The sequence below is a fragment of the Corynebacterium axilliensis genome (genome assembly GCF_046097495.1).
Classification (GTDB): domain Bacteria; phylum Actinomycetota; class Actinomycetes; order Mycobacteriales; family Mycobacteriaceae; genus Corynebacterium.
Genome location: NZ_CP175768.1, coordinates 740,995 through 765,954 on the forward strand (window position 1 = coordinate 740,995; position 24,960 = coordinate 765,954).

The 24,960-nt window shown below is 63.4% G+C and carries 23 protein-coding genes, 7 tRNA genes and 1 pseudogene; 13 read left to right on the plus strand and 18 right to left on the minus strand.

All coding sequences use genetic code 11. The features are described 5' to 3' along the window. Positions 1–5 precede the first annotated feature (5 nt). The 8 genes from ACKFR8_RS03595 to ACKFR8_RS03630 all read right to left on the minus strand — a co-directional run bounded on the left by ACKFR8_RS03595 (position 6) and on the right by ACKFR8_RS03630 (position 2,243). Complete coding sequence (locus tag ACKFR8_RS03595; RefSeq protein WP_306507399.1) at positions 6–698, minus strand: copper chaperone PCu(A)C; 693 nt, start codon at positions 696–698, stop codon at positions 6–8. Between the two features lie 78 nt (positions 699–776). Continuing rightward, positions 777–1,367, minus strand: a complete 591-nt coding sequence (locus ACKFR8_RS03600) for a copper resistance CopC family protein (protein WP_306507400.1) — start codon at positions 1,365–1,367, stop codon at positions 777–779. A 244-nt stretch (positions 1,368–1,611) separates the two neighbouring features. Then, a tRNA-Gly gene (locus ACKFR8_RS03605) sits at positions 1,612–1,687 on the minus strand. 44 nt (positions 1,688–1,731) lie between these two features. After that, positions 1,732–1,803: transfer RNA gene (locus tag ACKFR8_RS03610), tRNA-Val, on the minus strand. A 32-nt stretch (positions 1,804–1,835) separates the two neighbouring features. Further along, positions 1,836–1,906: transfer RNA gene (locus ACKFR8_RS03615), tRNA-Cys, on the minus strand. 31 nt (positions 1,907–1,937) lie between these two features. Next, positions 1,938–2,013 (minus strand) — tRNA-Gly (locus ACKFR8_RS03620). 43 nt (positions 2,014–2,056) lie between these two features. After that, positions 2,057–2,128, minus strand: a tRNA-Val gene (locus ACKFR8_RS03625). 39 nt (positions 2,129–2,167) lie between these two features. After that, positions 2,168–2,243 (minus strand) — tRNA-Gly (locus ACKFR8_RS03630). A 386-nt stretch (positions 2,244–2,629) separates the two neighbouring features. On the opposite strand from ACKFR8_RS03630, the gene ACKFR8_RS03635 reads away from it, so the two are divergent. Further along, positions 2,630–2,704 (plus strand) — tRNA-Val (locus ACKFR8_RS03635). 161 nt (positions 2,705–2,865) lie between these two features. Here ACKFR8_RS03635 and ACKFR8_RS03640 read toward each other — a convergent pair. Beyond that, complete coding sequence (locus ACKFR8_RS03640) at positions 2,866–4,077, minus strand: IS1249 family transposase (protein WP_408929539.1); 1,212 nt, start codon at positions 4,075–4,077, stop codon at positions 2,866–2,868. 284 nt (positions 4,078–4,361) lie between these two features. Between ACKFR8_RS03640 and ACKFR8_RS03645 the strand changes: the two genes are divergently transcribed. From ACKFR8_RS03645 to msrB, 3 genes and pseudogenes are all read left to right on the plus strand, one after another. After that, the gene (locus ACKFR8_RS03645; RefSeq protein WP_408930583.1) at positions 4,362–4,946 is read left to right on the plus strand and encodes a dihydrofolate reductase family protein; all 585 of its coding nucleotides are present in this window, start codon (positions 4,362–4,364) and stop codon (positions 4,944–4,946) included. Positions 4,947–4,957: 11 nt separating this feature from the next. Then, positions 4,958–6,154 carry a glycosyltransferase family 87 protein gene (locus tag ACKFR8_RS03650; protein ID WP_408930584.1) on the plus strand — a complete coding sequence of 399 codons (1,197 nt, stop codon included), beginning with the start codon at positions 4,958–4,960 and terminating at the stop codon, positions 6,152–6,154. Next, positions 6,151–6,565 (plus strand): annotated as a pseudogene (msrB, locus tag ACKFR8_RS03655) (peptide-methionine (R)-S-oxide reductase MsrB). Before ACKFR8_RS03650 ends, msrB begins: the two are co-directional and overlap by 4 nt. A gap of 31 nt (positions 6,566–6,596) precedes the next feature. Here the strand turns inward: msrB and hemQ are convergent. Further along, positions 6,597–7,298, minus strand: a complete 702-nt coding sequence (gene hemQ, locus ACKFR8_RS03660; protein WP_408930585.1) for a hydrogen peroxide-dependent heme synthase — start codon at positions 7,296–7,298, stop codon at positions 6,597–6,599. Positions 7,299–7,487: 189 nt separating this feature from the next. Here hemQ and ACKFR8_RS03665 point away from each other — a divergent pair, with 189 nt between their 5' ends. Together ACKFR8_RS03665 and ACKFR8_RS03670 are read left to right on the plus strand one after the other, a co-directional pair. Further along, the gene (locus ACKFR8_RS03665) at positions 7,488–8,105 is read left to right on the plus strand and encodes a DUF3000 domain-containing protein (RefSeq protein ID WP_408930979.1); all 618 of its coding nucleotides are present in this window, start codon (positions 7,488–7,490) and stop codon (positions 8,103–8,105) included. Positions 8,106–8,120: 15 nt separating this feature from the next. Next, entirely contained in the window at positions 8,121–9,365 is a 1,245-nt protein-coding gene (locus ACKFR8_RS03670; RefSeq protein WP_408930586.1) for an HRDC domain-containing protein, read from the plus strand. On the opposite strand, the gene dxs is transcribed toward ACKFR8_RS03670, so the two are convergent. The 5 genes from dxs to dut form a co-directional block, all read right to left on the minus strand. Further along, positions 9,362–11,302, minus strand: a complete 1,941-nt coding sequence (gene dxs / locus ACKFR8_RS03675; protein WP_408930587.1) for a 1-deoxy-D-xylulose-5-phosphate synthase — start codon at positions 11,300–11,302, stop codon at positions 9,362–9,364. The genes ACKFR8_RS03670 and dxs overlap by 4 nt on opposite strands. Positions 11,303–11,414: 112 nt before the next feature. Further along, entirely contained in the window at positions 11,415–12,698 is a 1,284-nt protein-coding gene (locus ACKFR8_RS03680) for a class I SAM-dependent RNA methyltransferase (protein ID WP_408930588.1), read from the minus strand. Then, a complete protein-coding gene (locus tag ACKFR8_RS03685; RefSeq protein ID WP_408930980.1) occupies positions 12,691–13,320 on the minus strand; it encodes a DUF3159 domain-containing protein in 630 nt (209 codons plus the stop codon). The genes ACKFR8_RS03680 and ACKFR8_RS03685 overlap by 8 nt, the downstream gene beginning before the upstream one ends. 84 nt (positions 13,321–13,404) lie before the next feature. Further along, the gene (locus ACKFR8_RS03690; protein ID WP_408930589.1) at positions 13,405–14,298 is read right to left on the minus strand and encodes a DUF3710 domain-containing protein; all 894 of its coding nucleotides are present in this window, start codon (positions 14,296–14,298) and stop codon (positions 13,405–13,407) included. A 109-nt stretch (positions 14,299–14,407) separates the two neighbouring features. Next, positions 14,408–14,884, minus strand: a complete 477-nt coding sequence (gene dut / locus ACKFR8_RS03695) for a dUTP diphosphatase (protein ID WP_408930590.1) — start codon at positions 14,882–14,884, stop codon at positions 14,408–14,410. Positions 14,885–15,003: 119 nt separating this feature from the next. Between dut and ACKFR8_RS03700 the strand changes: the two genes are divergently transcribed. Beyond that, a complete protein-coding gene (locus tag ACKFR8_RS03700; RefSeq protein ID WP_296134598.1) occupies positions 15,004–15,525 on the plus strand; it encodes a DUF3093 domain-containing protein in 522 nt (173 codons plus the stop codon). Between the two features lie 26 nt (positions 15,526–15,551). On the opposite strand, the gene ACKFR8_RS03705 is transcribed toward ACKFR8_RS03700, so the two are convergent. Further along, positions 15,552–15,842 (minus strand): DUF4193 domain-containing protein, encoded by a 291-nt coding sequence (locus tag ACKFR8_RS03705; RefSeq protein ID WP_296134595.1) that lies wholly within the window; start codon positions 15,840–15,842, stop codon positions 15,552–15,554. A gap of 389 nt (positions 15,843–16,231) precedes the next feature. Here ACKFR8_RS03705 and ppgK point away from each other — a divergent pair, with 389 nt between their 5' ends. Next, on the plus strand, positions 16,232–17,005 hold the full coding sequence (ppgK, locus tag ACKFR8_RS03710) for a polyphosphate--glucose phosphotransferase (RefSeq protein WP_408930591.1): 774 nt from the start codon (positions 16,232–16,234) through the stop codon (positions 17,003–17,005). 203 nt (positions 17,006–17,208) lie between these two features. Then, the gene (locus tag ACKFR8_RS03715) at positions 17,209–18,702 is read left to right on the plus strand and encodes an RNA polymerase sigma factor (RefSeq protein WP_408930592.1); all 1,494 of its coding nucleotides are present in this window, start codon (positions 17,209–17,211) and stop codon (positions 18,700–18,702) included. A gap of 124 nt (positions 18,703–18,826) precedes the next feature. Here ACKFR8_RS03715 and ACKFR8_RS03720 read toward each other — a convergent pair whose 3' ends face one another. Together ACKFR8_RS03720 and ACKFR8_RS03725 are read right to left on the minus strand one after the other, a co-directional pair. After that, positions 18,827–20,581, minus strand: coding sequence for a DEAD/DEAH box helicase (locus tag ACKFR8_RS03720; protein WP_408930593.1), 1,755 nt, complete (start codon positions 20,579–20,581; stop codon positions 18,827–18,829). Between the two features lie 183 nt (positions 20,582–20,764). Next, the gene (locus tag ACKFR8_RS03725; RefSeq protein WP_296130973.1) at positions 20,765–21,016 is read right to left on the minus strand and encodes a DUF3039 domain-containing protein; all 252 of its coding nucleotides are present in this window, start codon (positions 21,014–21,016) and stop codon (positions 20,765–20,767) included. Positions 21,017–21,064: 48 nt separating this feature from the next. Here ACKFR8_RS03725 and ACKFR8_RS03730 point away from each other — a divergent pair, with 48 nt between their 5' ends. The 4 genes from ACKFR8_RS03730 (at position 21,065) to ACKFR8_RS03745 (ending at position 24,746) form a co-directional block, all read left to right on the plus strand. Beyond that, positions 21,065–21,514 carry a DUF3099 domain-containing protein gene (locus ACKFR8_RS03730; protein ID WP_408930594.1) on the plus strand — a complete coding sequence of 150 codons (450 nt, stop codon included), beginning with the start codon at positions 21,065–21,067 and terminating at the stop codon, positions 21,512–21,514. Between the two features lie 54 nt (positions 21,515–21,568). After that, positions 21,569–23,110 (plus strand): DUF7782 domain-containing protein, encoded by a 1,542-nt coding sequence (locus tag ACKFR8_RS03735; protein ID WP_408930981.1) that lies wholly within the window; start codon positions 21,569–21,571, stop codon positions 23,108–23,110. Positions 23,111–23,163: 53 nt separating this feature from the next. Further along, on the plus strand, positions 23,164–23,619 hold the full coding sequence (gene dtd, locus ACKFR8_RS03740) for a D-aminoacyl-tRNA deacylase (protein ID WP_408930595.1): 456 nt from the start codon (positions 23,164–23,166) through the stop codon (positions 23,617–23,619). Between the two features lie 122 nt (positions 23,620–23,741). Further along, positions 23,742–24,746, plus strand: a complete 1,005-nt coding sequence (locus ACKFR8_RS03745; RefSeq protein ID WP_296130967.1) for a sigma-70 family RNA polymerase sigma factor — start codon at positions 23,742–23,744, stop codon at positions 24,744–24,746. Positions 24,747–24,960: the final 214 nt, after the last annotated feature.

Sequence of the window (24,960 nt, forward strand, 5' to 3'; positions counted from 1 at the left end):
CCTCTCTAGTTATCAGAATGATCGGAATGCTCGGAATGGTCGGCGTGATCAGCATGATCCATATCGGCCATGTCCCCCATATCCTTCATGTCCCCCATATCGCCATAGCTCTCCGAGCCAGCGCCCATGGAGCGCACCGGAATGTCGCCGAGGCGCGCGGTGGTACCGCCGTCGAGCAGCAGGGTCACGTCAGTCGATTCGCCCGCCAGGATGGGATCGGAAACCCCCATGAGCATGAAGTGGTATCCTCCCGGGGCCAGCTCCACCTCGCCGCCGGCGGGGATGTCGAAGCCGTCCTGCTTTTCCTGCATGACGCCGTCCACCACCTCGTGGATCTGGTAGCTCTTTGCCTCAATAGAGGAGGTGAAGCCGATGACGTGCACGTCCTTGTCGCTGGTGTTGCGCAGCGTACCGAATACGGAGGTCATGTCGGAGTCCTCCTCCATGGCGCGCACCACGCCGTCCTCGAAGACGATGGGTCCTGCGGCGGACGGTGACTCTTCCCCGGACTCAGACGCCGACGCGCTTGACGACGCCCCCGCGTCCTTCTCCGCAGCAGACGAGGCGGCCGCCGCCGTGCTCGTAGCGCCCGGGTTACCGGCGGAGTCTTCCTCACTGTTCGAGCAGCCCGCCAATGCCAGGCTGGCGGCCGTAATGGTGGAGACCGTGGAGAGGAGTACAAAACGGGTGTTCAGCATGAAATATGCCTTTCTCTTGGTGGTGAATCTCTAGGTGATGAATCTCTAGGTGGTGAAACTGAGGGAGCGAGAGCAGTTCTATTCTTCGCCGTTAGCGCGGCGAGTCTTGGCACCGAATGCAACAACCACTGCCGCAATCACGAGCACGGCGCCAATCCCGATGATCCACTTCGCCGCGGTGGGCAGCGAGTCGAGGACGCCATCGGAGCTGGAAGCATCCGAATCGGCGGCGGTATCGTCGGCGCCTCCGGCTCCTTCAGAATCGGAAGCGCCGTCCGTGTCCTCGCCGCCTGCCACGCTGAACTCCACGGAACCGACGGTGGAATGACCATCGGAGGAGGTGATGCGGAATCCCACCTGATAGTCGCCGGCGCCCGGCTGCACGTCCTGGGGCACCTCTACGGTGAGGTCGCGGCCGTCGATAGTCGGCGTGCCGTCGAACAGCACCTTACCGCTGTCCTGGTCGCTCACGGCGAAGGTGTTAAAGGTCTCCTTCGGGATGCCGGAGAACTCCAGGGTGATCTCCCGCGGGAACTCCTCCAGCGGAGCGTCACTGACCACATTTCCGCCCACCACGGAGTCGTGCGCCAGAGCCAGTGGCGCAGACATGGCAATCATGAGACCGGTAGCTCCGGCGGCGAATGCGGTGGTGACCTGGCGCAGCTGCATAGTGAGGGCGACTCCTTGAAACTCAATCGCGTCTTATAACCCCACCATCGTATCGCTGGGGTTTAAGCGCTAGCTAATTCTTTGTCCCGCGCGGGATGCGCGGTTATGAAGTAGTCGCGGCATCCGCATGGAAAGTTCCCCCACAGCCCCCAATTGTTGAAAATGTGTTTCACCCCACGGTGAATGAAGCACACAAAACACACAAGGCGCCTTCCCCAGAAAAAGGGAAGACGCCTTGCGTACATGGAGCGGATGACGAGACTCGAACTCGCGACCCTCACCTTGGCAAGGTGATGCGCTACCAACTGCGCTACATCCGCGTGACAAGCCGTAGCTCGTCACGGGTTTCCGTGAAGAAACCCTGTGCGCGATACTGGGATTGAACCAGTGACCTCTTCCGTGTCAGGGAAGCGCTCTCCCGCTGAGCTAAACGCGCTTGCAGCACCCTTTGTGGGTGCCAACTTTTTGAGGTGGAAACGGGAATCGAACCCGTGTGCACGGTTTTGCAGACCGTTGCCTCACCACTCGGCCATTCCACCGTGGCGATACCGCCTCACACACTACATGTGCTGGAGCGGATGACGAGACTCGAACTCGCGACCCTCACCTTGGCAAGGTGATGCGCTACCAACTGCGCTACATCCGCATTCGAAAACCAGGCCCGGTTTTCTAGGACTAAAAAGTCCGTGTGCGCGATACTGGGATTGAACCAGTGACCTCTTCCGTGTCAGGGAAGCGCTCTCCCACTGAGCTAATCGCGCTTATCTAGTTGTCAAGGCCCTCCACCAAAGTGGAAGTCTTGGAGCGGATGACGAGACTCGAACTCGCGACCCTCACCTTGGCAAGGTGATGCGCTACCAACTGCGCTACATCCGCATTGCACTGTTCCGGCGGGAATGCCGTGGTGCGAGTAGAAACATTATCGCGCACCGCCGAAGTTTCCAAATCCGCAGCCCACAGCGTGAATCAACATCTCCACACACGCCTTGGGATTACATCGATGTCATTGCGCCGTCCCTGCACCGCCCCTGTGCCGTCCTTGCACCCGCACTTGTGCCACACGAGTTTTGTTACATGACACAACACCAGCTGTTACATGACACAACACCAGAGCGGCACACCACCGCCTTTCCGGCTCCCCCGCACGAAAGCGCGAGTGAGCTGGGCGATTATGGAGATACACACCTGCGGTGTACGTTAAGTCGTGCACCACGATGCAACACGATGCAACATTGAGACATAACAAATGTTGTGTGTAGTGAGGTTCTATAGCTCAGTGGGAGAGCGTTCCGTTCACACCGGAAAGGTCGCTGGTTCAATCCCAGCTAGGACCACCAGAAAGACATACTGAAAGCCGCAGCCTTTGCTGCGGCTTTTGTCGTTTTCCGCTGCACCGCTCGTTGCTGCTCGTTCCTGTCCGCTACCGTCCATTGTTCGGCTTAAGGGACATTTCGTGTGGATTTGCAGCGTGTCGCGTTAAGGGACATTTCGTGTGGATTTAGGAGCGTCCGGCCCAGCCTTTTCTTATGCCTAAGCTGGGGTTCCATTCGTTGTCGATGCCGGTGTCGTATGTGGCAGGTCGCCCGTCTGGGTGGCCGCGTCGTTTAAGTTGCTCTTTTGCCCAGGCCGCGCGTGCTGTCTTTTCTCCTTGGCGTCCGAAGTCTTGTTGCTTGGCTAACTCCAGCGGCGCTACCGGGTCTTCGGTGTGAGTGTAGAGCCACCAGTCCATGGTGATGCGCTGATGCTCATCGAACATGCCACGATGGTTTCCGGCTAAGTCTTTGAGCTGTTTGTTGATGCCACCTTCCAGCAGGTTTGTAGTGGCTTTTAAATCGTGTGTGACACCTTCAGGCGGGGTGAGAAAGGCAAATAGCTGTTCTTCGTGGAGGAGCTTTTCTAAGCGCTTTAGAGCCCTGCGGGCGTTGCGGTGGGTGTACCACCATTTCTGGTTGGGGCTGACCCATTTCGGTACTTGGCCTGCAGGTACCGTGCTGCGATAGGTGCGCTGTTTAAGCCAATCACCAAAGGTGATGCGGGTGTGGTGGACTGCAGCTGTAAACCGTGCAGCGTCCTCAAGGCTGTGTACCTGGACGAGCATGTAGCCCAGCTTCCGGATTGCTTTATGGGCTGGGTGAATCGGGTTGCGGCTGATGTCGGCAAAGGTGTTGCGTTGGACGTGGACTAGGCAGCGCTGGATTTTCACGTCGGGCCATTTAGTGCGCAGCGCCTTGAGCGCTCCGCCTGCCCCGTCGGTGGTGACAACGAGTGGTTGAGCGATTTTGTCGAGCAGTTTTAAGTACTCGTATGAGGTCTCCCGCAAGCACCAATGCCAGGCGATGACGTGTGTATCGGTGCAGGCTACAAGCAGGCATTTCTTGTGAAAGTAGGTGCCGTCGATAAAGACCTGGTCATAGACACGATAGGGGTCTGTAGCGGTTGGCACGGTGATAAACCACAGCATCTTGAACCACCGGGTTAACGTGCGCCTTGTTACGCCAAGCCGTGTGGCTAAATGGTCTGCGGATTCCCCGGAAAGAATCCAGTCAATAAAGATTTTGAAGTGCCGAATCTCGCTGGTGTGCACCCGGGTATTAACCGATGATGCGTTGCACTGAGGGCATAGCCAGCGTTGGGTTCCTGCCGCGGTTTTGCCGTTCTTCACCAGTCCGTGGCCGCACATGTCACACGACGGCCGATTCCTTTTAGCCATAGGAATTGGCCTTACCGCACCGCCAGCAGTCCTCCTACCACAGACCTAGGACTATCCGGTGTTGATTTCTCAGATCGGGCTGTTGGAACCAGTTCAAAATCAAGATCACCGCATTACCCCAGGCTGCCCGGGGAATCCACATCGATTTATCCACACGAAATGTCCCTTAAGCCCATTGTTCCGTATGCTGTAAGGCCATGACGGACTCTCGGAACACACACGATAGGGCAAGTCTTACATCGACACTTCTGGGCCCAGACCGCGAAGGTATCCGGCTCATCGCCGTGAGCACACTGCACGGCTCCGCCACCATTGACGGCACGTCGGACGCCATGGGAAATGAGGCGGACGGCCAGCTTTTCGCGGCGCTGCGCGAGTGGGCGGATGTGGCCGTGGTGGGATCGGCAACGGTGAAGGCGGAAGACTATCAGGCGTCGACAAGCACGCGTCTCGCCGTGTTTAGCCACTCCCTCGACTTTGCCGGATTCGAGGACTTCATCGCCGCTGGCCCCCTCGTACTCACCCCGGCAGAGAGGATGGATTCGCCCGAGGCCGCCCGGCTCGCCGCCGCCGGAGCCGAGCTCGTAAGCACGGGGTCGGGTACCGTTACCGAGGCCATCGCGGCCCTACGCGCACGCGGCGCCACCCGTATTTCCTGCGAGGGCGGTCCCTCGGTCTATTCGGCGTTCATCGCCGCCGGGCTGGTAGATCAGCTCTACCTCACCGTCGATCCCCACCTCTCCCCGTCCGTGGAACGCCCCATCGTTGACGGCGATGCCACTTCGCCGGTACTGCGCCTTGAGCTGGAGAACGTCACGCCCGTCGACAACACGGTGTTTCTGCGCTACCGGCGCATGTCCACCCCGTAAACTCTTCTGCCGTGACTTCTCCGGCTCCCAACTACGCGAACCCCGCCCGCCTGTGGACCGCTGCCGCGTGGCCCGCGGCAGTTCTGCTTGTTCTCCACCGCGTCTTCGTCCTAGCGGTCAATGGCACTGTGACGGATGACTTCGGCACCGTCTACCGCGCTGTCCGGAACTTATGGGAGGGCACTGCGGTCTACGAGCAGAACTACTCCTTTGTGGAGCCACTCTACCTTTACAACCCGGGCGCAACAGTCCTGCTCTCCCCCATGGGTGTCGTCTCTGAAGAGCACGCGCGCCTCGCGTTCATCTTTGCCAACGCCGCCGCAATTATCGCAGCCCTGGCGCTCCTGACGCGCTATGTGGGGCACAGCCTGCGCGGGCCGGTATGGCCGGTGAGCATCGCCGCCGCCTTCGTCACCGAATCCGTAGTCAACACGCTGGTCTTTACCAACATCAACGGCCTACTACTCCTGGCCATGGTGGCTTTCCTTGTCCTGCTGGATAGGTATGGCTGGGCCGCTGGACTCTGTATCGGACTGGCCATCTTGGTCAAGCCACAGTTCGCGCCCCTGCTGTTCTTGGCGGTCGTGCGCAAGCGTTGGTGGACGGTGGGCCTCGGCATCACTGTTCCCGTGCTGGCCAATCTTGCCGCGTGGCCACTCGTGCCTGGCGTGAGCGGCTACCGCGCCGAATTGCTCCCTTACCTCGCCACTACCCGTGACTACGCCAACGCCGCCTGGCCGGGCGTGCGCGCCTACTTCGACCTGTCAGGCGCGCTGTATTACCCCATCTGGTTGCTCTTCGCGGCGCTGACCGCAGCGGCAATCCTGGGGCTTATGCACTGGCGCGACTCGGAGCCGGCGTTCTGGGCGTTGACTACCACCGGCATCATCATGGCCGGTGTCTTCTTCCTGTCTTCCCTGGGCCAGCAGTACTACTCCATGTGGCTGTTCCCCATGATGTTTACGGTGCTGCTGAAGCGTTCCGTTTTTCACACGTGGGGCGCATGGCTCGCGGCATTTTTATTCTTGGCGCCGCTCGAGTGGACGTCGACCAGCATGCCCACGGCCGCGCACTGGATGTTCGTCTTCATTGCCACTATTGGCTGGTCACTACTCATCGTGGTCACCACCGCCTCCGTGTTCGGCTGGTGGACAAACACCCGCGGTGCTGGCACACCCTCGGCCCAGAGCGATAAACTCCCGGCATGACCGATTTCAAGCTCATCGCAGATACCGAATGGCGCCAGCGCCTCAGCGCCGAGGAATACTACGTGCTGCGGGAAGCCGGCACGGAGCCGCCGCACGTGGGCGAGTACACCAACACCACTACTGAGGGTGTCTACTCGTGCAAGGCCTGCGGGGCGGAGCTATTCCGCTCCACGGAGAAGTTCGAATCCCACTGCGGCTGGCCCTCCTTTTTCTCCCCGCTGGCCGGCGATACCGTCATCGAGCGCGAGGACAATTCCCTGGGCATGCGCCGCGTCGAGGTGCTCTGCGCCAATTGCGAGTCGCACCTGGGCCACGTCTTCGAGGGCGAGGGCTACGATACCCCGACTGACCTGCGCTACTGCATCAACTCGATTCTGTCTCAACCTAGAAGAAAAGCCGGTCGAAGGCTAGTTCCTCCTCCCGGCTCTCTATCCCTTGTGCCTTAGGGCAGCACGTTGATGAGCTCCACCACGTCCTTGACGCGACGGCCCGTGTGGAACGGAATCTCCTCGCGCACGTGGTGACGGGCCTCCGTGTAGCGCATGAGGTACATCAGGTCCACAATGCGGTGCAGCTCCGGCGCCTCAAAGGCGAGGATCCACTCATAGTCACCGAGAGCGAAGGCCGGTACGGTGTTGGCACGCACGTCGGCATAGTCACGAGCCTTCATGCCGTGCTCCATGAGGATGCGGCGACGCTTTTCCTCATCCATGGTGTACCAGTCATAGGAGCGCACGAACGGGTAGACCGAGATCCACTCCCCCGGCTCCTCTCCCATGATGAAGGATGGCAGGTGGGACTTGTTAAACTCCGCCGGGCGGTGGAGGGCGTTGCCCACCCACGTCACCTCGGAGACTTGCCCCAGCACCGTTTCGCGGCGGAAGTCCGCGAAGGCCTTCTGAATGTCAGCAAACTCCTCCGCGTGCCACCAGATCATGAAATCCGCGGAGTCCCGCATGCCGGAGAGGTCATAGATGCCGCGCACGGTCACGGTGCCGGCCTCAGCTAAATCGGCGAAGAACTTCTGCGCCTGGGCGATGGTCTCTGCGCGTTCCGTGCCCAGTGCGCCCGGGACGACTTTGAACACCGCGTGCTGCGAGTACTGCTGCTTCTGGTTGAGCTCAGTGAAGTTGACCTTCGACATGCATTTCTCCTCATGTGATTCCATCAAATGACTTATCCATCATAAGTTGTACACCGCCGGGTGCGCTACTGCCTCAACCCCTGCCGGACACGGCGCGCCTTCGCCCGCCGCGCCCGCGAAACTAATACGTTGATCCCCGTGAGCAATTCCGACGTATCTTCGCGCAGCCAGGCAGGGGCACCGACTCCCCTGCACGCCCGCGCCGCCGCCGACGCTTCGACCGAAACCACGGAGCAGACCACGCCGGCCGCCTTCAATGAAGCGGTCGACACCCTCCACGCCGCGCAGCTGCGCCCGGAAATCACGCTGGGCACCATCCGCCCGCCGCAGCGCCTGGCCCCGTTTAGCCACGCCGTCGGCCTCGAGGTCGCCCGCGGCAACGACTCGGACGCCGACTCCATCCCTACCGATTCTGAGGGCGACGCCTTCGGCCGCCTCATCCTCCTGCACGACCCGGGCGCAGAAGAAGCCTGGGAGGGCGCCATGCGCTTGGTGGCCTACATTCAGGCAGACTTGGACGACGCCGTGGCGGGCGACCCGCTGCTTCCGGACGTTGCCTGGGAGTGGCTTACTGAGTCCCTCGACCTGCGCGAGGCTACCCACACCAACCTGGGCGGCACCGTCACCTCCACGGCGTCTGTGCGCTACGGCGAGATTGGCGGACCGCCGCGCGCCTATCAGCTGGAAATGCGCGCTTCCTGGACCGCCGAGGGCCTTGACCTGGCCCCGCACGTCGAGGCCTTTGCGCAGGTTCTGGCCCACGTCGCCGGTCTCCCGCCGGAGGGCGTGGCCGAGCTCGGCCGCTAAGGACACGCGGCTGCCATGACCGAGTTGCGTCAGGTTCCTCTCGAAGGCACCCCGAAGGTCCTGTCCACCCCGCGCGAGTTCCACGCTGCGGCGCAGCGGCTCGCCGCCGGGTCGGGCCCGTTCGCCATCGACACCGAGCGCGCCTCCGCCTACCGCTACGACGACCGTGCTTTCCTCGTGCAGATCCGTCGGGCTGAGGCCGGAACGGTGCTTCTTGCTCCAGAGCACCACCGCGCGGAGTTTCGCGCCGCCCTCGCCCCTGTGCTCAATGGCCAGGAGTGGGTTGTCCACGCCGCGCCGTCGGATCTTCCTTGTCTGGCCTGGCTGGGTCTTTACCCTGGCGCGCTTTTCGATACGGAGCTCGCGGCCCGCTTCGCCGGCTACCCCCACCCGAACCTGGGCGCGATGGTGCTGGAGCTTTTCGACGTCGAATTGGAAAAGGGCTATGGCGATTCCGACTGGTCCCAGATCCCTCTGCCCCGCCAGTGGCGCAACTACGCCGCGCTCGATGTAGAACTGCTCAACGAGCTCGCCATGACCCTGCGGGATATCCTCGCGGAGGAAGAGAAGCTGGACTGGGCGCTCGAGGAGTTCGACCACATCATGGCTGAGCACGCCGACATCACCGCGCCCGCGCAGCGGTCGTGGCGCGATGTCAAGGGCGTGTCGTCGCTGCGCTCGCGCGAACAGCTCGCGGTTGCCCGCGAGTTGTGGCAGCGCCGGGAATCCATCGCGCGGTCCCGCGATATCGCGCCTAACCGCATCCTTCCCCACCGAGTGCTGGTGGAGATTGCCCGCCGCCTGCCCCGCACGCCGCACGAGATCAACAAGATCAAGGGCTTTCCCCGGCGTCGCGCGGGTGCGACACTGCAGTGGCTCGACGCGGTCACGCACGCCACCGAATCTCCCGCCGCTAGTTGGCCCAAGCCGCAGCACACCCCGCGGCCGATGCCCTCCAAGTCAGTAGTGGCGAAGGAACACCCGCAGGTGTGGGAGCTCTACCAGGACGTGCGCGCGGACTTTACGGAGCTCAGCGAGGAACTGGGCATCAACGATGAGCTCATTCTCAAGCCCAGCCTCATCCGCCTCACCATGTGGGCGGCATTAGGCACCCCGATGCGGCACGGCGCCGACGTCGCCGGTCACATCGCCACGACGGCAGACATTCCGAATTTCCTAGCCGCCCAGGGCGCGCGCGAGTGGCAGATAGAGCTGGCAACGCCGTTGCTTGCCAGCGCCCTCTCGGCCCGCCACCGCTAAGCCTCGCGGGCGGCCACCCACTCCTCTACGGACTGCGCAATGCCCTGCGGGGTAAGCCCGAATTCCTCGAGCACCTCGCCGCGGCTGGCGTGCTTCGGGAAGCAGCCCGGAACGCCGAGGCGGTGCACCGGCGTATCGACGTCGGCAGCATCCAGTGCCTCCGCCACCATGGAGCCCACACCTCCGCGCAGTAGTCCATCCTCTACCGTGACCACCAGGTCGTGGTCCGCGGCCAGCGCCACGAGGGACTGCGGCACCGGCACCGGCCACCGCGGGTCCACCACGGTGACGTTGAAGCCCTGGGCCTCCAGCAGCTCCGCGGCACCCAGCGAGCGGGTGCTCATTGCGCCTACGGCGACGATCAGGACATCGGTAGCGTCGTCAACAGTGTTTGTAGCGTTCGCAGCCTCCGCCCCATCGGACTCCTCCGCGGAGGAATCGGAGTAGTGGAGGATATCCACGCCATCGTCCAACCGGGTTAGCGCCTCTGTGTCCTCCAGCAGGTTGCCCTTGGGGAAGCGCACCACGGTGGGGCCGTCCTCGATGGCGATGGCTTCGTTGAAGAGCTCGCGCAGGCGAGCCCCGTCGCGCGGCGCGGCAATGCGGATGCCCGGGACGATGCTCATCAGAGCCATGTCCCACACGCCGTTGTGGGAGGGGCCGTCGGAGCCAGTGACACCCGCGCGATCCAGCACGATGGTCACCGGCAGCTTGAGGAGCGCGATGTCCATGATCACCTGGTCGACGGCGCGGTTGAGGAACGTCGAGTAGATGGCGACCACCGGGTGCATGCCGGCCAAGGCGAGGCCGGATGCCGAGGTCATAGCGTGCTGCTCAGCAATGCCAACGTCAAAGAACCGCTCCGGGAACTTCTCCTGGAACGGCGCCAGGCCAGTCGGCCCCGCCATCGCCGCGGTAATGGCCACGATGTCCTCGCGCTCACCGCCGGCCTTGATAAGTTCCTCCGAAAATGCCGCGGTCCAGCCCGGCTGCTTTTCGCCCTTGGACACGCCGGTGACCGGGTCGATGGCACCGGTGGAGTGCATCTGGTCCTTCGGCTCGTTGACGGCCGGGGCAAAACCGTGGCCCTTTTCAGTCACGGTGTGCACGATGATGGGCCCGTCGTAATCCCGGGCATAGCTCAGCGCCCGGACCAGGGAATCCACGTCATGGCCGTTGATGGGCCCGATGTACTTGATGCCGAGTTCGGGGAACATTTCCGTCGGCATGACGGTGGACTTTACGCCCTCCTTCATGGCATGCAGTGCGTCGAAGGTGCGCTCGCCCACCCAGCCCATGGACTTCAGGCGCTTCTTTCCCAGCTCCATGAACTCGTCGTAGCCGTGCTGGGCGCGAATCCGGCCCAAATTTTCGGACAGGCCGCCGATGGTGGGCGAATAGGAACGGCCATTATCGTTGACCACGATGACGACGTTGCGGTCCTGGTCCGCCGAAATGTTATTGAGCGCCTCCCAGCACATACCGCCCGTCAGCGCGCCATCGCCCACGATGGCAATGGCGTTGCGGTGAGACTCGCCGCGGATCTTGAAGGCCTTGGAAAGTCCATCCGCCGTGGACAGCGCCGCGGAGGCGTGCGAGGATTCCGTCCAATCGTGCTCGGACTCGGCGCGGTCGGTGTACCCGGAAAGGCCGTCCTTCTGGCGCAGCGTGTCGAACTGGTCCGCGCGACCGGTGAGCATCTTGTGCACGTAAGACTGATGGGACGTGTCGAAAACGATGGGGTCACGCGGGGAATTGAACACGCGGTGCAGCGCCACCGTGAGCTCGACTACGCCCAGGTTCGGCCCCAGGTGGCCGCCGGTGGCGGAGACCTTCTCAATCAGCCGTTGGCGAATCTCTCCTGCTAGTTCCACTAGCTGCGTCTTGCTCAGGGCCTTGAGATTGCCCGGCGATTCGATGGAATCCAGAATGCTCATAGAGCTGCCTTCAACCCCTTCATCGATAGTGTTGTTCCTTACCACCGTACCCGCTTCTGAGCCCGACACGGCAATTCTTGTTTATCTGTCCACATCCACAGTGCCCGGCCGGCTAGGTGGAAGGAACCAGCAGAGCGAGGGTCTCGAAGTGATGGGTTCCCGGGAAGGCGTTGACCATGGCCAGCCTCTCGAGGCAGTATCCGTGCTCGGCCCAAGAGGACAGATCCCGGGCAAACGTGGCAGGGTCGCAGCCCACGTGCATGACGCGGAGCGGGTGTGCTTGCGCGATAGCAGCGACGACGTCGCGCCCGGCGCCGGTGCGCGGTGGGTCCAAGATGACCGCATCCGGGTGCGGCAGCTGCGCTGCCACCTGTTCCACCTTCGCGGTGCGGAACTTCACGTCCAATCCCTCGACAGCCTCGAGGCCGGACGTCGCGCGTGCAGCGGCCGGCGAGTAGTCCACGGAATACACGGTCGCCTCGCCCTGCGGTGCAGTTGATTCTGCCAACGCGGGTGCGAAGAGCCCCACGCCGCCATAGAGGTCCCACGCGACGTGCTGGGATTGCTGCTCAGCGTCGGAATCGGAGCCGACCGCACTAAGCCAGTCGCGCGCAATCCGCGTGTAGGTATCGGGGGCGGCGCTGTGTGCCTGCCAGAAGGCCGTGGGCGGAAAGCGAAATTCGATCCCGTCGGCGCGTTGCACCACATCCTGCGTGGGCGCCTCAATGACCTCCCGGACAGTCTCCACGCGGCGGCCGCGAGGTGCCTTGCGGGATTCGACTACGTGCCGGTTGCCATCGCTATCCATGACGGCGATGACCTCGGCGCCCGGTGTGAACCGGCGCGCCCCGGGGCCCACGAGGCCGTCGGCCAGCCCCGGCACCAACTGCGAGCAGGCCACGTCCGTGACGAGCTCGGTCGAACCACGCTTGCGGGTGCCCGCGCGTCCCTGCTCGTCCACTCCCCAGCGCACCCGCGTGCGCCACCCGCGGCGCGGGGCGAGCTCCACGGTCTCAATCTCCGGGATATTCTCCACGTGCGCCACGCGGCGCAACTGATCCGTGAGCACATCTACCTTGATTCCCGGCTCCGCGCCCGGATCCAGCGTTGCGAAGTCACAGCAGCCGGCCCCGCGTGCCGCGGCTGGGCACGCGGAGTCAACGCGCAGGCTTCCGGCCTCCACCACGCGCTCCAGTTCTGCCTCCACAAAGTTCTTCTTCACCTTGCGGGCCGTCACGTGCACGCGGTCCCCGGGGAATCCTCCCGCGACGAAGCACACGCGGCCGTCGGGTGCCGTGGCGATACCGACGCCGCCGTGTGCCATGCGCTCCACGGTGGTGTCAAAGGAATCGCCCTTATTCACAGTGGGTTCGCGGTGCTCGTCGGCTTCACTCATTGGCGTTCTCCTTCGTCTCGGCAGCCTTCGGAACTTCGGTGTCCGCGGCTTCTTCGGTCTCCATGGCCGCATTGGCGCGGCGCACCATCCAGATGGTCAGCAGGGTCACCACACCGGTCAAGGGCCAGCCCATGATGATGCGGACGATGCCTAAGGTGGTGGTCGCATCGGCGTCGTATAGCGCACGCTGCACCACGAAGCGGGCGAGGAAAACTGCGGCCCAGCCCGCCGTGGCCCACGCGTACGCACGGCGCGCCACGGGCACGGCACGCCAGTCCATGCCGTCCCCGTTAAGCCCCTTCCACACGACGCCCACCAGCGGCCAGCGCACGATGATGGAGACCACGGCCACGATGCACAGAACGAGCGACATCCAGATGCCGTACAGGAAGTAGCCCTTGGCATCCCCGGTAAACCACGCAATGCCCGCGCAGATGGCAACGCCGAGCAGACCCGACAGAGCCGGCTGCAGCGTCTCCTTGCGCACGAGGCGCCAGACACTGATAAGTAATGCCACGCCGAGCGCGGCGCACAGCGCTGGCCCCAAGCCCCACACGTTGTTGACGGGGATGAGCACGAGGACAGGCAGGGTGGCCGAGACTAAGCCGGTAAGCCCGCCCATCTGCTCCAGCAGAGTAGGTTCTTCTGCTGCGGCATCAGAGGTTCCGGAATCAGGTGTCGTGGTTGGTTTCGTCACGCGTTAAGCCTAGTCCTCGAGATCCTTGAGCTGCTGACGGGCCTGTGCCTCGGCGTCGGTGCGCGGGGCATCCGCTTCTTCCTGTCCCTCGGTGCTCGGTGCCGCGGAGCCGTTAGCCTCCGCCTGCTGCTGGCGCTGCTGCAGGGCCTGCTGCACCTGCTCCGCCAGCTGCTGCGGCAGAACCACCGGCAACGGGTTCCCGGCCAGAATCGGGTCCTCGCCGCGGTAGACAAAGGTGCGCGCGACTACTTCACGGCCCAGCTGCGCCAGCTCCGCTTCCTTGCCCGCCGGGGCGGCCAGGGTCAGACGATACATCCACCGCGGGCCCTCCACACCGATGATGCGGATGCCGCCCCTGTCATTGCTGCCCACGATTTCCGAGCCCCACGGGCCGTCCTCCAGCTGGGCGGAAAAGCCATCGGATTCGAGGCCGTTGAGGATGTCCGCGGCAGACTCCGCCCACTGCCCCGAGGTACGCGGCGCAGCGAAGGCTACGGGCGTCATCCGCCCGTGCGGGGTAAGAATGTGGAGCATGCGCGGGCCGGTCTCCCCCATTTCCACCTGGACCTGCGAGCCCTTGGGCAGCGGGATGCGCACGGAGCCTAGGTCCAGCAAGCCCACGGAGAAGTCCTCAAAGTTGAACTGGGAAATATCCACGGAATCGCCGTCGAAGGGGCCCATGTCGCCGTTGATGGCGTCGTGCTCCACAGCATGGACCGCCCCGGCTGGTCCAGCGCTAGCGTTGGCTTCAGCGGCATCTGCTGACTTCGCTGCGGTTTCAGGTGCGCTAGCCGCAGCGGCTGGTTCCTTGTCCGTGGAGGTACCGGCCGGGTTCTCTGCGGCGGGTGTAGCCGCCTCCGTCTGCTCGTCCTTGTTCTTCTTGCCAAAGGGCCACAGTGCCATGGTTGATTCCTTTCTCGTGCGTCGAGTCTTGTGAGTCGAAGTTGCGTCTAGGGCGCGAGTCACTCTTGCGTCGTCGTGGGATTAAAGGGCACGGGGTAAAATTAAGAAATTAGTTGACGCCGGTGGAGCCGTAGCCGCCGGCACCGCGCTCGGTCGCGTCCAAATCCTCCACTTCGCGCCAGCCCACCAATTCCACGCGTTGGACCAGCAACTGTGCAATGCGCATCCCGCGCTCGACCTCAAAGGTCTCGGTGGGGTCGTGATTGATGAGGCACACCTTGATCTCCCCGCGGTAATCCGCGTCAATGGTGCCGGGAGTATTGACCACTGAAATGCCGTGCTTGGCCGCTAGCCCGGAGCGCGGGTGAACCAATCCAACGGTCCCCAGCGGCAGGGCAATCGCGATGCCGGTACCCACCAGCGCGCGCTCCCCCGGGCGCAGGGTCACCGCGTGCGCGGCATAGAGATCAGCGCCCGCGTCACCGCGGTGTGCGCGGTGCGGGAGCGGTAGCTCCTTGTCCAAGCGCTTGACCTGGATGTCTCCGAACGGGCTTGTAGGGTCTACGAGAGGGTGTTGCTCATTCACCCGGCCCAGCCTACCTTGTCACGATATCCGGACTCAGCCTGGTACCGAAGCGAGAACTCGGCGCTGTGACAAAGGATGCGTTGGAACGAAAGCACCTGCGGCGACTAGACTGGGTGGCCATGACTTCCACCTCGCCAGCTTCGCCCTCTTCGCCGCAGCCGGCCGCGGCCACCCCGGACATTCTCTACCGCGAGCGCCAGTGGGTGCCGTGGTACTGGTGGATTATGGCGGCCTTCATCGTGGCCTTGACCACCGCAACGGTCAGCCTTAACCGCAGCATTGTGTGGGTTATCGTTCCCGCCATCCTGCTCAGCATCATCGCCGTGTGGGTGCTGCTCACGTGGTCCAACACTGTGGTGCAGGTGGAGCAGGATGCGGACGGCACCCGCTGGCTTACCGTCAAGGACGCGCAATTGCCGCATGACGTCGTCTCCCGCAGCACTGCCGTCCCCGCCACGGCGCGGCGCAACGCGCTGGGCCCGCAGCTGGACCCGGCGGCGTTTATCGTCACCCATGGCTGGGTGCCGGAGCACGTGATGCTAGTGCTCGATGACCCCGAGGACCCCACCCCCTACTGGCTCATCGGGTCAAAGAACCCCGAACAGCTGCTGGCTGCTTTCGTCCCCGACCAGGTCAGCTAATCCGCAACTACGCTCCAGCAGGGGAGCTAGGCGCAGTCCATGCACACCGGCTCGCCGTCTTCCTCGTGGTCCAGGCGCTTGTTGGACTGCACCAGGTAGCAGACGGAGCAGGTGAATTCGTCGTCCTTGCGGGGAACCACGGTGACATTGAGTTCCTCGCCGGTCAGGTCTACTGACGGCGGCTCGAAGGACTCGACGATTTCGCCGTCATCATCCATGCCGTTGTTGTCATTTTCTGCCGCCTTCAGGCCCTCGAGAGAATCGGCCTCAAGCTCATCTTCAACGCGGCGACGCGGTGCGTCGTAATCGGTGGCCATAGTGTTTGCCCCTGTGATTCAGATCGATAGGTACGTGTATTTATCGACGGCATCCTAAACCACTCGGGCCGCCCTGTCACACTCGGCCCGCCGTGGGGGCGAGAAAGTGATCACCCCCGCCGCCGAATTTCTCGGAGGAGATACCCCTCTGACAGGGCTTTTAAGCGCTCGTTCGCCGTTTAAAAAATTCTAGGCTAGTAACTCCGGAACTCGCCACGTGGCCATTCGCATGAACAAGGCCTCTCGCCTCCTGCACCACAATGGACGCAACGACAAACGTAACGGTCGCACACGGGCGCGCAGGATGCGTGCTGCCCGTACGACTGCTGTGGATGCGAAGTGTTCGACACACTACGTGGCACGGCACCACCCTCGCTTACAATAGTGATATGACTGCTCAACATTCAGCCCACCACTCTGGCCACTCCTTCGGTATCGACGTCGGCGGCTCCGGCATCAAGGGCGCCGAGGTTGACCTTGCCACCGGCGAGTTTGTGGGTGACCGCCTGAAGATTGCCACTCCCCAACCGGCCACTCCGGAGGCAGTAGCAGAGGTCGTGGCGCAGATCGTTGCTGAGAAGGGCTGGGATGGCCCGGTTGGCATCACGATGCCGTCCGTAGTCAAGGACCAGGTCATGCTCAGCGCGGCGAACATCGATAAGTCCTGGATCGGCGTCGACGCCCAGGAGCTGTTTAACCAGCACCTCGATGTCCCCTTCACCGTGCTGAACGACGCCGACGCGGCGGGCCTAGCGGAGGTTGCCTACGGCGATGAGATCGCACGCACCGGCTCGGTCTTGTTCCTCACCCTGGGCACGGGCATTGGCTCTGCCCTGCTTCTCAACGGTCAACTGTTCCCCAACACCGAGCTCGGCCACCTCACTGTAAACAAAAAGGAAGCGGAGAAGCAGGCTTCTTCCGCCGTCAAAGACCGCGAGGAACTCAAGACCAAGCAGTGGGCCAAGCGCGTCAACCGCGTGCTGCACGAGTACGAAGCACTGTTGAACCCGTCAGCGTTTGTCATCGGCGGCGGCATTTCCCGCAAGTTCGACAAGTGGGGCGAATACCTAGACATCGACACCCCGGTTGTGCCCGCTCAGCTGCGCAATCGCGCAGGAATTGTCGGCGCTGCGATGGCGGCGAAGGAAGGCGTGCGCCCGTAACTGGAAGCCTGTACCTACTTCCCAGACAGGCCCCAGTGACCGGCACCCAGCCGAAATGTTCTATACTGGGCTGCCGACCATTAAATACCCAGCGGCGCGCCTCACATGCTCTCTTCTGAGGCGGGCTAGCATCGGGGAATAGTTGCGAGAACTTCCACTGTTCCCCGCATTTACACTCATCAGAGCAAGTCGAAAGGGCGTACGTGGCAGCCACTGATTCTTCAGACCAGGTACTCGGCGCGGGCGAGGGCTCCTCCGAGGCATCTGCACCTGCACAAAAGACCGCCAAGAAGACGGCGAAGAAAACAGCCAAAAAGACCGCTAAAAAGACGGCGAAGAAGACAGCTAAGAAAACCGCCAAGAAGACGGCCAAAAAGACCGCTAAGAAGGCGACCAAGAAGACGGCGAAGAAGGCTGCTAAGAAGACCACCCGCACCTCCGCCAAGAAGTCGGCGAAGAAGACCGTGCGCACGTCGGCCGCGAAGAAGGCAACCTCCCCGGCGAAGAATGCGGAGCTCGACGCTGACGAACTCGAGGACGCTGAGGGCCTCACCGACGACCACGCCGACGAAGTCGACGCCGCCGATGACGATATGGACTTCGATCCGGATAGCGCCGATATGGACGAGGACGACGAGTTCGGCGACGAGGACGACGGCGACGACGCTGCGGACGAGGAAGAGGACGACGGTTCCTCCGTCTGGGACGAGGACGAGTCCGCCGCCCTGCGCCAGGCCCGCAAGGACGCCGAGCTGACCGCATCTGCGGATTCCGTGCGCGCTTACCTCAAGCAGATCGGTAAGGTTGCCCTGCTCAACGCCGAGCAGGAGGTCTCCTTGGCCAAGCGCATTGAGGCCGGCCTCTACGCGCAATACCGCATGGAGCAGATGGAAAAGGCCCGCGCCGAGGGTGATAAGGCGGCCAAGCTCTCCCCCATGGAAAAGCGCGACATGCGCGCTATCGCGCGTGACGGCCGCAAGGCTAAGAACCACCTGCTGGAGGCGAATCTGCGTCTCGTGGTGTCCCTGGCCAAGCGCTACACCGGCCGCGGCATGGCGTTCTTGGATCTCATCCAGGAAGGCAACCTCGGCCTTATCCGCGCCGTGGAGAAGTTCGACTACACCAAGGGCTACAAGTTCTCCACCTACGCCACGTGGTGGATTCGCCAGGCGATTACCCGCGCCATGGCGGACCAGGCCCGCACCATTCGTATCCCGGTGCACATGGTGGAGGTCATCAACAAGCTGGGCCGCATCCAGCGCGAGCTGCTGCAGGACTTGGGCCGCGAGCCCACCCCGCAGGAGCTGGCGAAGGAGATGGACATCACCGAGGAGAAGGTGCTGGAGATCCAGCAGTACGCCCGTGAGCCCATCTCTCTGGACCAGACCATTGGTGATGAAGGCGACAGCCAGCTGGGTGACTTCATCGAGGACTCCGAGGCAGTCATTGCTGTCGACGCCGTGTCCTTCACCCTGCTGCAGGACCAGCTCCAGGACGTGCTCACCACCCTGTCGGAGCGCGAAGCCGGCGTGGTGCGCCTACGCTTCGGCCTCACGGACGGCATGCCGCGCACTTTAGACGAGATTGGTCAGGTCTACGGCGTTACCCGCGAGCGTATCCGACAAATCGAGTCCAAGACGATGTCGAAGCTGCGCCACCCGTCGCGCTCGCAGGTCCTGCGTGACTACTTGGACTAGACATTCGAGCCGTACCGGCTAAGTACCCACCGAAAAATGGCCCCTACGGGGGCCATTTGTGGTTTTCCGGAGCGAAACGGCAACGCCGCGGCGCGCAGGCCCCTACCGCGCGAAAGCGAATGTCCTACCACTTACGCAGGTAGTCGATGCGCTCGCGCAGCTGCTCGGCGTCGCACAGCGCGGTGGGCGGCCCGCCGCAGGCCTTGCGCGCTTCGGTGTGAATGGCGCCGTGCGGGCGCCCGGTGCGCTGTGCGGTGATAGACACGACGGTGTTGAGCTCCTTGCGCAGCGCCGAGATTTCATCCACCGTTCCGGCATCGGAGCCGGCAGAGCTTGATGACGCCCCCGCGGCACCCGCCTGTCCCCCACGCTTCGGCGCGTGCGGGGTGCCGTAGAGCTTGCGTCGCTGCTCTTCGGCTGCCTCTGCGGCCCGGCGCGCCTTCTCCTCGGCCTCACGGCGGTCCATCTCCTCCGACTGCTTCTTGCGCAACAGGTCCTTGACCTGGTCGGCGTCGAGAAGCCCCGGAATACCCAGAAAGTCCTCGTCCTCGTCAGTAATAGCTCCGGTGTTAAATTGGGAGCCGTTGTACAGCAGGCCGGAAAACTCTGCCTCCGCGCCGAGGGACTCATAAGAAGGCTCGAGCATGTCGGGCTCGGACTTCTTCTTATTAGCATCCTCCAGCAGCTCGTCGTCCCAGCCCTCCTTATCGGGGTCCTTCTCGCCTCCGAGGACGTGGTCGCGCTGCTTTTCCATGTTCTCCGCAAGGCCCAGCAGAACCGGTACAGAGGGCAGGAATACCGAAGCGGTCTCTCCCGGCATGCGGGAGCGGACGAAGCGCCCGATGGCCTGGGCAAAAAAGAGCGGGGTCGAAGCAGAGGTCGCGTAGACGCCTACGGCGAGGCGGGGCACGTCGACGCCCTCGGACACCATGCGCACGGCAACCATCCACTCGTCGGTCGATTCGGAGAACTCGGCAATGCGCGCGGACGAACCCGGGTCATCGGACAGGATGACAGAGACCGGGGTGTTGGAGATCTGCTTGAGGATCTTGGCGTACGCGCGTGCGGTTGTCGTATCGGTAGCCAGCACGAGGCCGCCGGCATCCGGCATGTTGCGACGCATCTGCATCAGGCGGGTGTGCGCCGCCTGCAGGACCGTGGGGATCCACTCGCCCTTCGGGTCCAAGGCGGTGCGCCAGGCGCGCGCGGTCTGCTCCGGGTTGAGAATGTCTCCTAAGCGCGCGGCATGCTCCTCGCCGGCGCTATCGCGCCACCGGGATTCGCCGGAATAGCTAAGGAAGACGACGGGGCGCACGACGCCGTCAGCAAGCGCATCGCCATAGCCGTACGTGTGATCGGAGCGGGAGACCAGGTGGCCCTCCCCGTCCTCTTCGTAGCGCACGAAGGGAATCTGGGAGTCATCCGAGCGGAAGGGCGTACCAGTCAGCGCTAGGCGGTGCTCGACGTCATCGTAGGCCTCGCGCACGCCGTCGCCCCAGCTCTTAGCGTCGCCGGCATGGTGAATCTCATCGAGGATCACCAAGGTGCGCCGTGCGGAGGCCACCGCGCGGTGCTTGAAGGGGTGCATGCCCACCTGGGCGTAGGTCACCACCACGCCGTCCATGGCCGGGTTCACGCCAGAAGAATTGGTGAACTTCGGATCCAGCGCGAGCCCCACGCGGGAGGCGGATTCTGACCACTGCACCTTGAGGTGCTCCGTCGGCACCACGACGATGACGCGCTCGACGGTGCGGTCCGCCATGAGTTCGGTGGCCACGCGCAGGGCGAAGGTGGTCTTACCCGCACCCGGCGTAGCCACGGCCATGAAGTCCTTCGGCTTGGCGGCCAAGAACTTATCCAGCGCGGCACGCTGCCACACACGCAGCGAACCGTTGTTTGCAAATCTTTGAGTTGATGACTGTGTAGACACGGTCAGCGACTATCCCCCTCACAATTTTCCCACTGTCCCGACAAGTGACGACAAGTATGTGTTTCCCGTGTACTGGTGCGCACGGGGGGTGTTGAGCTACGCCGCCGAGCGGGCGGCGTGGAGCGATGCTTATTAGCGGCGGCGCAGGCTCTTGTAGACGCGCTCGCAGTCCGGGCACACCGGGGAGCCCGGCTTGGCCTGCTTGGTCACCGGGAAGGTCTCTCCGCACAGGGCCACGACGTACTTGCCGTTGACCGCGGAATCCAGGATCTGGTTCTTCTTGACGTAGTGGAAGAACTTCGGGGTGTCGTCGTTGGTCGACGTATCCTCGCGGACATCGGGGCGTTCAATAGTCTTAGTCGTCGTACTCACGCCCCCTATCATGCCGCATCGGTATCGAAGTTGGCGACTCTCCCCGCTAATCTGGTGTGCATGACCCCTTCCAACCCGCGCGATTCAGCAGCCGACACCCCGCAATCGGGGCGGCGGCGCAGGCGCGTGTTCGGCCGCGAGACGCACCTGATTACCTCCGCCAAGCTCGCACCCGGACAGGACCGGCACCGCCGCGAGGTCATCTACTCCATCCTGCAGTTTGTGCGCATACCGTCGCTCATCATCGCCGGCGTTCTCATCTCCGTGTGGCACTGGTGGATCGCCGCCGCGGCGGTAGTCGCCGTGACCTTCCCTCTTCCGTGGATCGCGGTCGTGATTGGAAACAGTCGCGGCCAAAAGCGCGATAAGCGCGAGAAGTCCGTATATAAGCCAGCGTTGGCTCGCCAGATGGCGCAGGCGCAGCGCGAATCCTTGGAGCACCCCGCTCGCAGCCAACTGCCCGGTGGAGCCGGCCCCACCGAACCCACCACTATCGATCACGAGGACTAAGACTAAGGAGCATTCACCACTGTGAGCACCCACCACTCTCCTTTCGGCCCGCCCATGGACCCGGCGCACCCCATCGCTGAACTCGCTGCGGAGTTGGCACAGGTCTTTGACGCCGCTGGGTTTAGCGCCGACGGAATCGCCGGACACCTCGGCCCGGAATGCACCGACGCGCTCCACCGCGGCGAGCCTGCAGCCGTGGCGCTGGGGGCAAGCGGCGATACGCCGCGCGATCACCTCATCCGCCTCTTTTTGCTACATGAGCATGTGCCGGCCACGCTGCTGTCCGACGTCGTGGGCGCGCGCCTGACCGCAAAGCTTATCGACGCCGGCGTGGTGCAGACCGATTCCCACGGCACCGTCTACGTGGCCTACGACATCCGCCCGCACGTCATCGTGGGCCGCAACCGTCTGGTGTTTTCCGATGTCGATGCGTCCCTGGTGGACCACGTCCCGGGCCCCGACCACGTGCTGGGGGTGGGCTCTGCCAGCCTGTCGTTGCTGCACGCGACCCCGACGACGCCGGTGTCCTCCGTGCTAGATCTGGGCACTGGTTCTGGCGTGCAGCTTTTGGGGCAGCTCGATTCCGCAGAGCGCATCGTAGCCACCGACGTGCACGATCGCGCCTTGGAGCTGGCCCGCGCCACCGTGGCTGCCGCAGGTGCCGACGACACCGTGGAGTTGCGCCAGGGCTCCTGGTTCGAGCCGGTAGCAGGCGAGCGCTTTGACCGGATCGTAGCCAACCCGCCGTTCGTCGTGGGCCTGCCGGAAGTCGGCCACGTCTACCGCGACTCCGGGCTCAACTTGGATGCGGCGAGCGAGTTGGTCATCTCGCAGGCAGCAGAGCACCTGAACCCGGGCGGCACGGCGCACCTGCTGGCGGCCTGGGTGCACCGCGGCGAGGAAACCTGGCAGCAGCGCGTGGCGTCATGGTTGCCGGATACTGGCGTGGCGGCGTGGGTTATCGAGCGCGACGTGGTCGACCCCGCGCACTATGTGTCCACGTGGTTGGAGGACGAATCCATCGACGTGCGCAGCCCCGAAGGCATCCAGCGCTCCCGCCAGTGGCTCGAGCACTTCCGGGACCATGGTGTCACCGGAATCGGCTTCGGATTTGTGGCCATTCAGCACATTGGCGACGACGAACCGTCCGACATCCTGGCCGAAACCATGGCGCAGCCCCACATCGAACCGCTGGGCCCCGAGGTGGAGGAATACTTCGCCCGCGTGGCCTGGTTGCGTGGCCTTGTCCCCGGCGAGCTGGAGAGCACACACGTGCAAGTGCGCCCCGGCGTGGCCCGCGAGGATGTCGGGCTGGCCGATACCGAAGTGGGCATGGGCTTTGAGCGCGCGGCACTACGCCTTACGCGCACCGACGGCCCGCGCTGGCAGCACGACGTGGACGAACACCTCGCCGCCATCGTGGCCGGGCTCAACCCTCACGGCTTGAGCATCAGGGAAACCATCGAGCTCTACGCCACCGCCCAAGGATTCGACGAGGCCGAGCTGGTCAGCGCTGCGCTCCCGGCAATTGTGGACCTCATCCGCCACGGTTTACTCATTCCGGAGCAGCTGCTGGCATTTAGCTCAACCGAATAGGATTCTTCTCCCCTTTAATCCCCTCTCCGCGAAAGGACGTGACCTCCACCCCTATGCGTGCTGTATTGACCCGCGTATCAGAAGCCTCCGTGAGTGTTGATGATTCCGTAGTTGGCTCGATTACGTGCCCGGACACCGGTGGCATCCTTGCCTTGGTGGGAGTCTCCCGCGAGGACGCCGAAGCCCCAGAGCGTGAGCATGCACAGCGCATGGACACGATGGCGCGCAAGATCGCGGAGCTGCGCATCCTCGACGGCGAAGTCAGCGTTGTGGACACAGGCGCGCCCGTTCTCCTGGTCAGCCAGTTCACACTATATGGACGCACGGCCAAGGGCCGGCGCCCCTCGTGGTCGGACGCAGCGCCCGGCGAGGCGGCCGAGCCTGTCATCCAGGGCGTGGCACAGCGCCTGCGGGAGCGCGGCATTCACGTGGAGGAAGGGCGCTTCGGCGCGATGATGCGCGTCGCTTCAGTCAATGAAGGTCCCTTTACCGTGCTCGTTGAGGTGTGACGTATACCCCCAAAAGGGGCCGAGTACACGGCCGGTACCCGCCACTTTTCCCGCGGCGGGAACTTCGCGGCGCCGCATGCCGTTAGAAGGGGTGTACCAAGCCGCAACTTAGGAGGCATGAGATGGCCACATCATCCGCTGCTAGCGCTGCTACCGCCCAGGACGAGGACGGACAGGAAGTTGACCGCGGCTCACGCCGTAACCAGACCAACGACAACCCTTCGGCGGATTTGGTCCGCGTATACCTCAACGGAATTGGCAAGACGGCGCTGTTGAGCGCCGAGGACGAGGTCGAGCTGGCGCAGGCCATCGAGGTCGGTCTCTATGCCGAGTACAAGCTGGCGAACGCCGCTAAGCTGACCCGCGCCGAGAAGCGCGACCTGAAGATTCTGGCCCGCGAGGGCAAGAAGGCCCGCTCCCACCTACTGGAGGCCAACCTCCGCCTCGTGGTGTCCCTGGCCAAGCGCTACACCGGCCGCGGCATGCCTCTGCTGGATCTCATCCAGGAGGGCAACCTGGGTCTGATTCGCGCGATGGAGAAGTTCGATTACGCCAAGGGCTTTAAGTTCTCCACCTACGCCACCTGGTGGATTCGCCAGGCCATCACGCGCGGCATGGCTGACCAGTCCCGCACCATCCGCCTGCCTGTGCACCTGGTGGAGCAGGTCAACAAGCTCTCCCGCATCAAGCGTGAGATGTACCAGTCCCTGGGCCGTGAGGCGACGAATGAGGAGCTCTCGGAGGAGTCCGGCATCGAGGAATCCAAGATTGAGATGCTGCTGCGCCAGTCCCGTGACCCGGTATCCCTGGACATGCCGGTGGGCACCGATGAGGAAGCGCCGCTGGGTGACTTCATCGAGGACGCCGAGGCTACCGACGCCGAAACGGCAGTAGTCGCCTCCATGCGCCACTCCGATATCCGCTCCGTTATTGATTCCCTGGAGGAGCGAGAGCAGGACGTTATCCGCCTGCGTTATGGCTTGGACGATGGCGTTCCGCGCACTCTGGACCAGATTGGCCGCAAGTTCGGCCTCTCCCGCGAGCGCGTGCGCCAGATCGAGCGCGAGGTTATGGCCAAGTTGCGTGACGGCAACCGCGCGGACCGTCTGCGCGAATACGCCCTGTAGTTCGCTACTGGCGCGTTACGCCACAGGTCTTGCCACCAAGAGTCCTTCCGCCCCGTGAGTCACTGAGCCGCCGGGCACAGGAGGTTGATTCTTGGTGGCTTTGCTTTTGCGCGCTCGCTGCACTCGTCCCGGCTCGGGCGCTCAACCTGCCGTCCGAACTCAGCCGAGTACGCTATTGTTTAAGTTATTCTCTTAATAAAACGCCATTACCGCG

Coding starts and splice junctions, on each gene's coding strand:
- dtd (WP_408930595.1), top strand. CDS start 23,164: ATGCGTGCTGTATTGACCCGCGTATCAGAAGCCTCCGTGAGTGTTGAT.
- dxs (WP_408930587.1), bottom strand. CDS start 11,302: ATGAGCATTCTGGATTCCATCGAATCGCCGGGCAATCTCAAGGCCCTG.
- ACKFR8_RS03640 (WP_408929539.1), bottom strand. CDS start 4,077: ATGGCTAAAAGGAATCGGCCGTCGTGTGACATGTGCGGCCACGGACTG.
- ACKFR8_RS03700 (WP_296134598.1), top strand. CDS start 15,004: ATGACTTCCACCTCGCCAGCTTCGCCCTCTTCGCCGCAGCCGGCCGCG.
- ppgK (WP_408930591.1), top strand. CDS start 16,232: ATGACTGCTCAACATTCAGCCCACCACTCTGGCCACTCCTTCGGTATC.
- ACKFR8_RS03680 (WP_408930588.1), bottom strand. CDS start 12,698: ATGAGTGAAGCCGACGAGCACCGCGAACCCACTGTGAATAAGGGCGAT.
- ACKFR8_RS03745 (WP_296130967.1), top strand. CDS start 23,742: ATGGCCACATCATCCGCTGCTAGCGCTGCTACCGCCCAGGACGAGGAC.
- ACKFR8_RS03600 (WP_306507400.1), bottom strand. CDS start 1,367: ATGCAGCTGCGCCAGGTCACCACCGCATTCGCCGCCGGAGCTACCGGT.
- ACKFR8_RS03735 (WP_408930981.1), top strand. CDS start 21,569: ATGGACCCGGCGCACCCCATCGCTGAACTCGCTGCGGAGTTGGCACAG.
- ACKFR8_RS03690 (WP_408930589.1), bottom strand. CDS start 14,298: ATGGCACTGTGGCCCTTTGGCAAGAAGAACAAGGACGAGCAGACGGAG.
- ACKFR8_RS03705 (WP_296134595.1), bottom strand. CDS start 15,842: ATGGCCACCGATTACGACGCACCGCGTCGCCGCGTTGAAGATGAGCTT.
- hemQ (WP_408930585.1), bottom strand. CDS start 7,298: ATGTCGAAGGTCAACTTCACTGAGCTCAACCAGAAGCAGCAGTACTCG.
- ACKFR8_RS03685 (WP_408930980.1), bottom strand. CDS start 13,320: ATGGGCGGGCTTACCGGCTTAGTCTCGGCCACCCTGCCTGTCCTCGTG.
- ACKFR8_RS03730 (WP_408930594.1), top strand. CDS start 21,065: ATGACCCCTTCCAACCCGCGCGATTCAGCAGCCGACACCCCGCAATCG.
- ACKFR8_RS03670 (WP_408930586.1), top strand. CDS start 8,121: ATGACCGAGTTGCGTCAGGTTCCTCTCGAAGGCACCCCGAAGGTCCTG.
- ACKFR8_RS03725 (WP_296130973.1), bottom strand. CDS start 21,016: ATGATAGGGGGCGTGAGTACGACGACTAAGACTATTGAACGCCCCGAT.
- ACKFR8_RS03595 (WP_306507399.1), bottom strand. CDS start 698: ATGCTGAACACCCGTTTTGTACTCCTCTCCACGGTCTCCACCATTACG.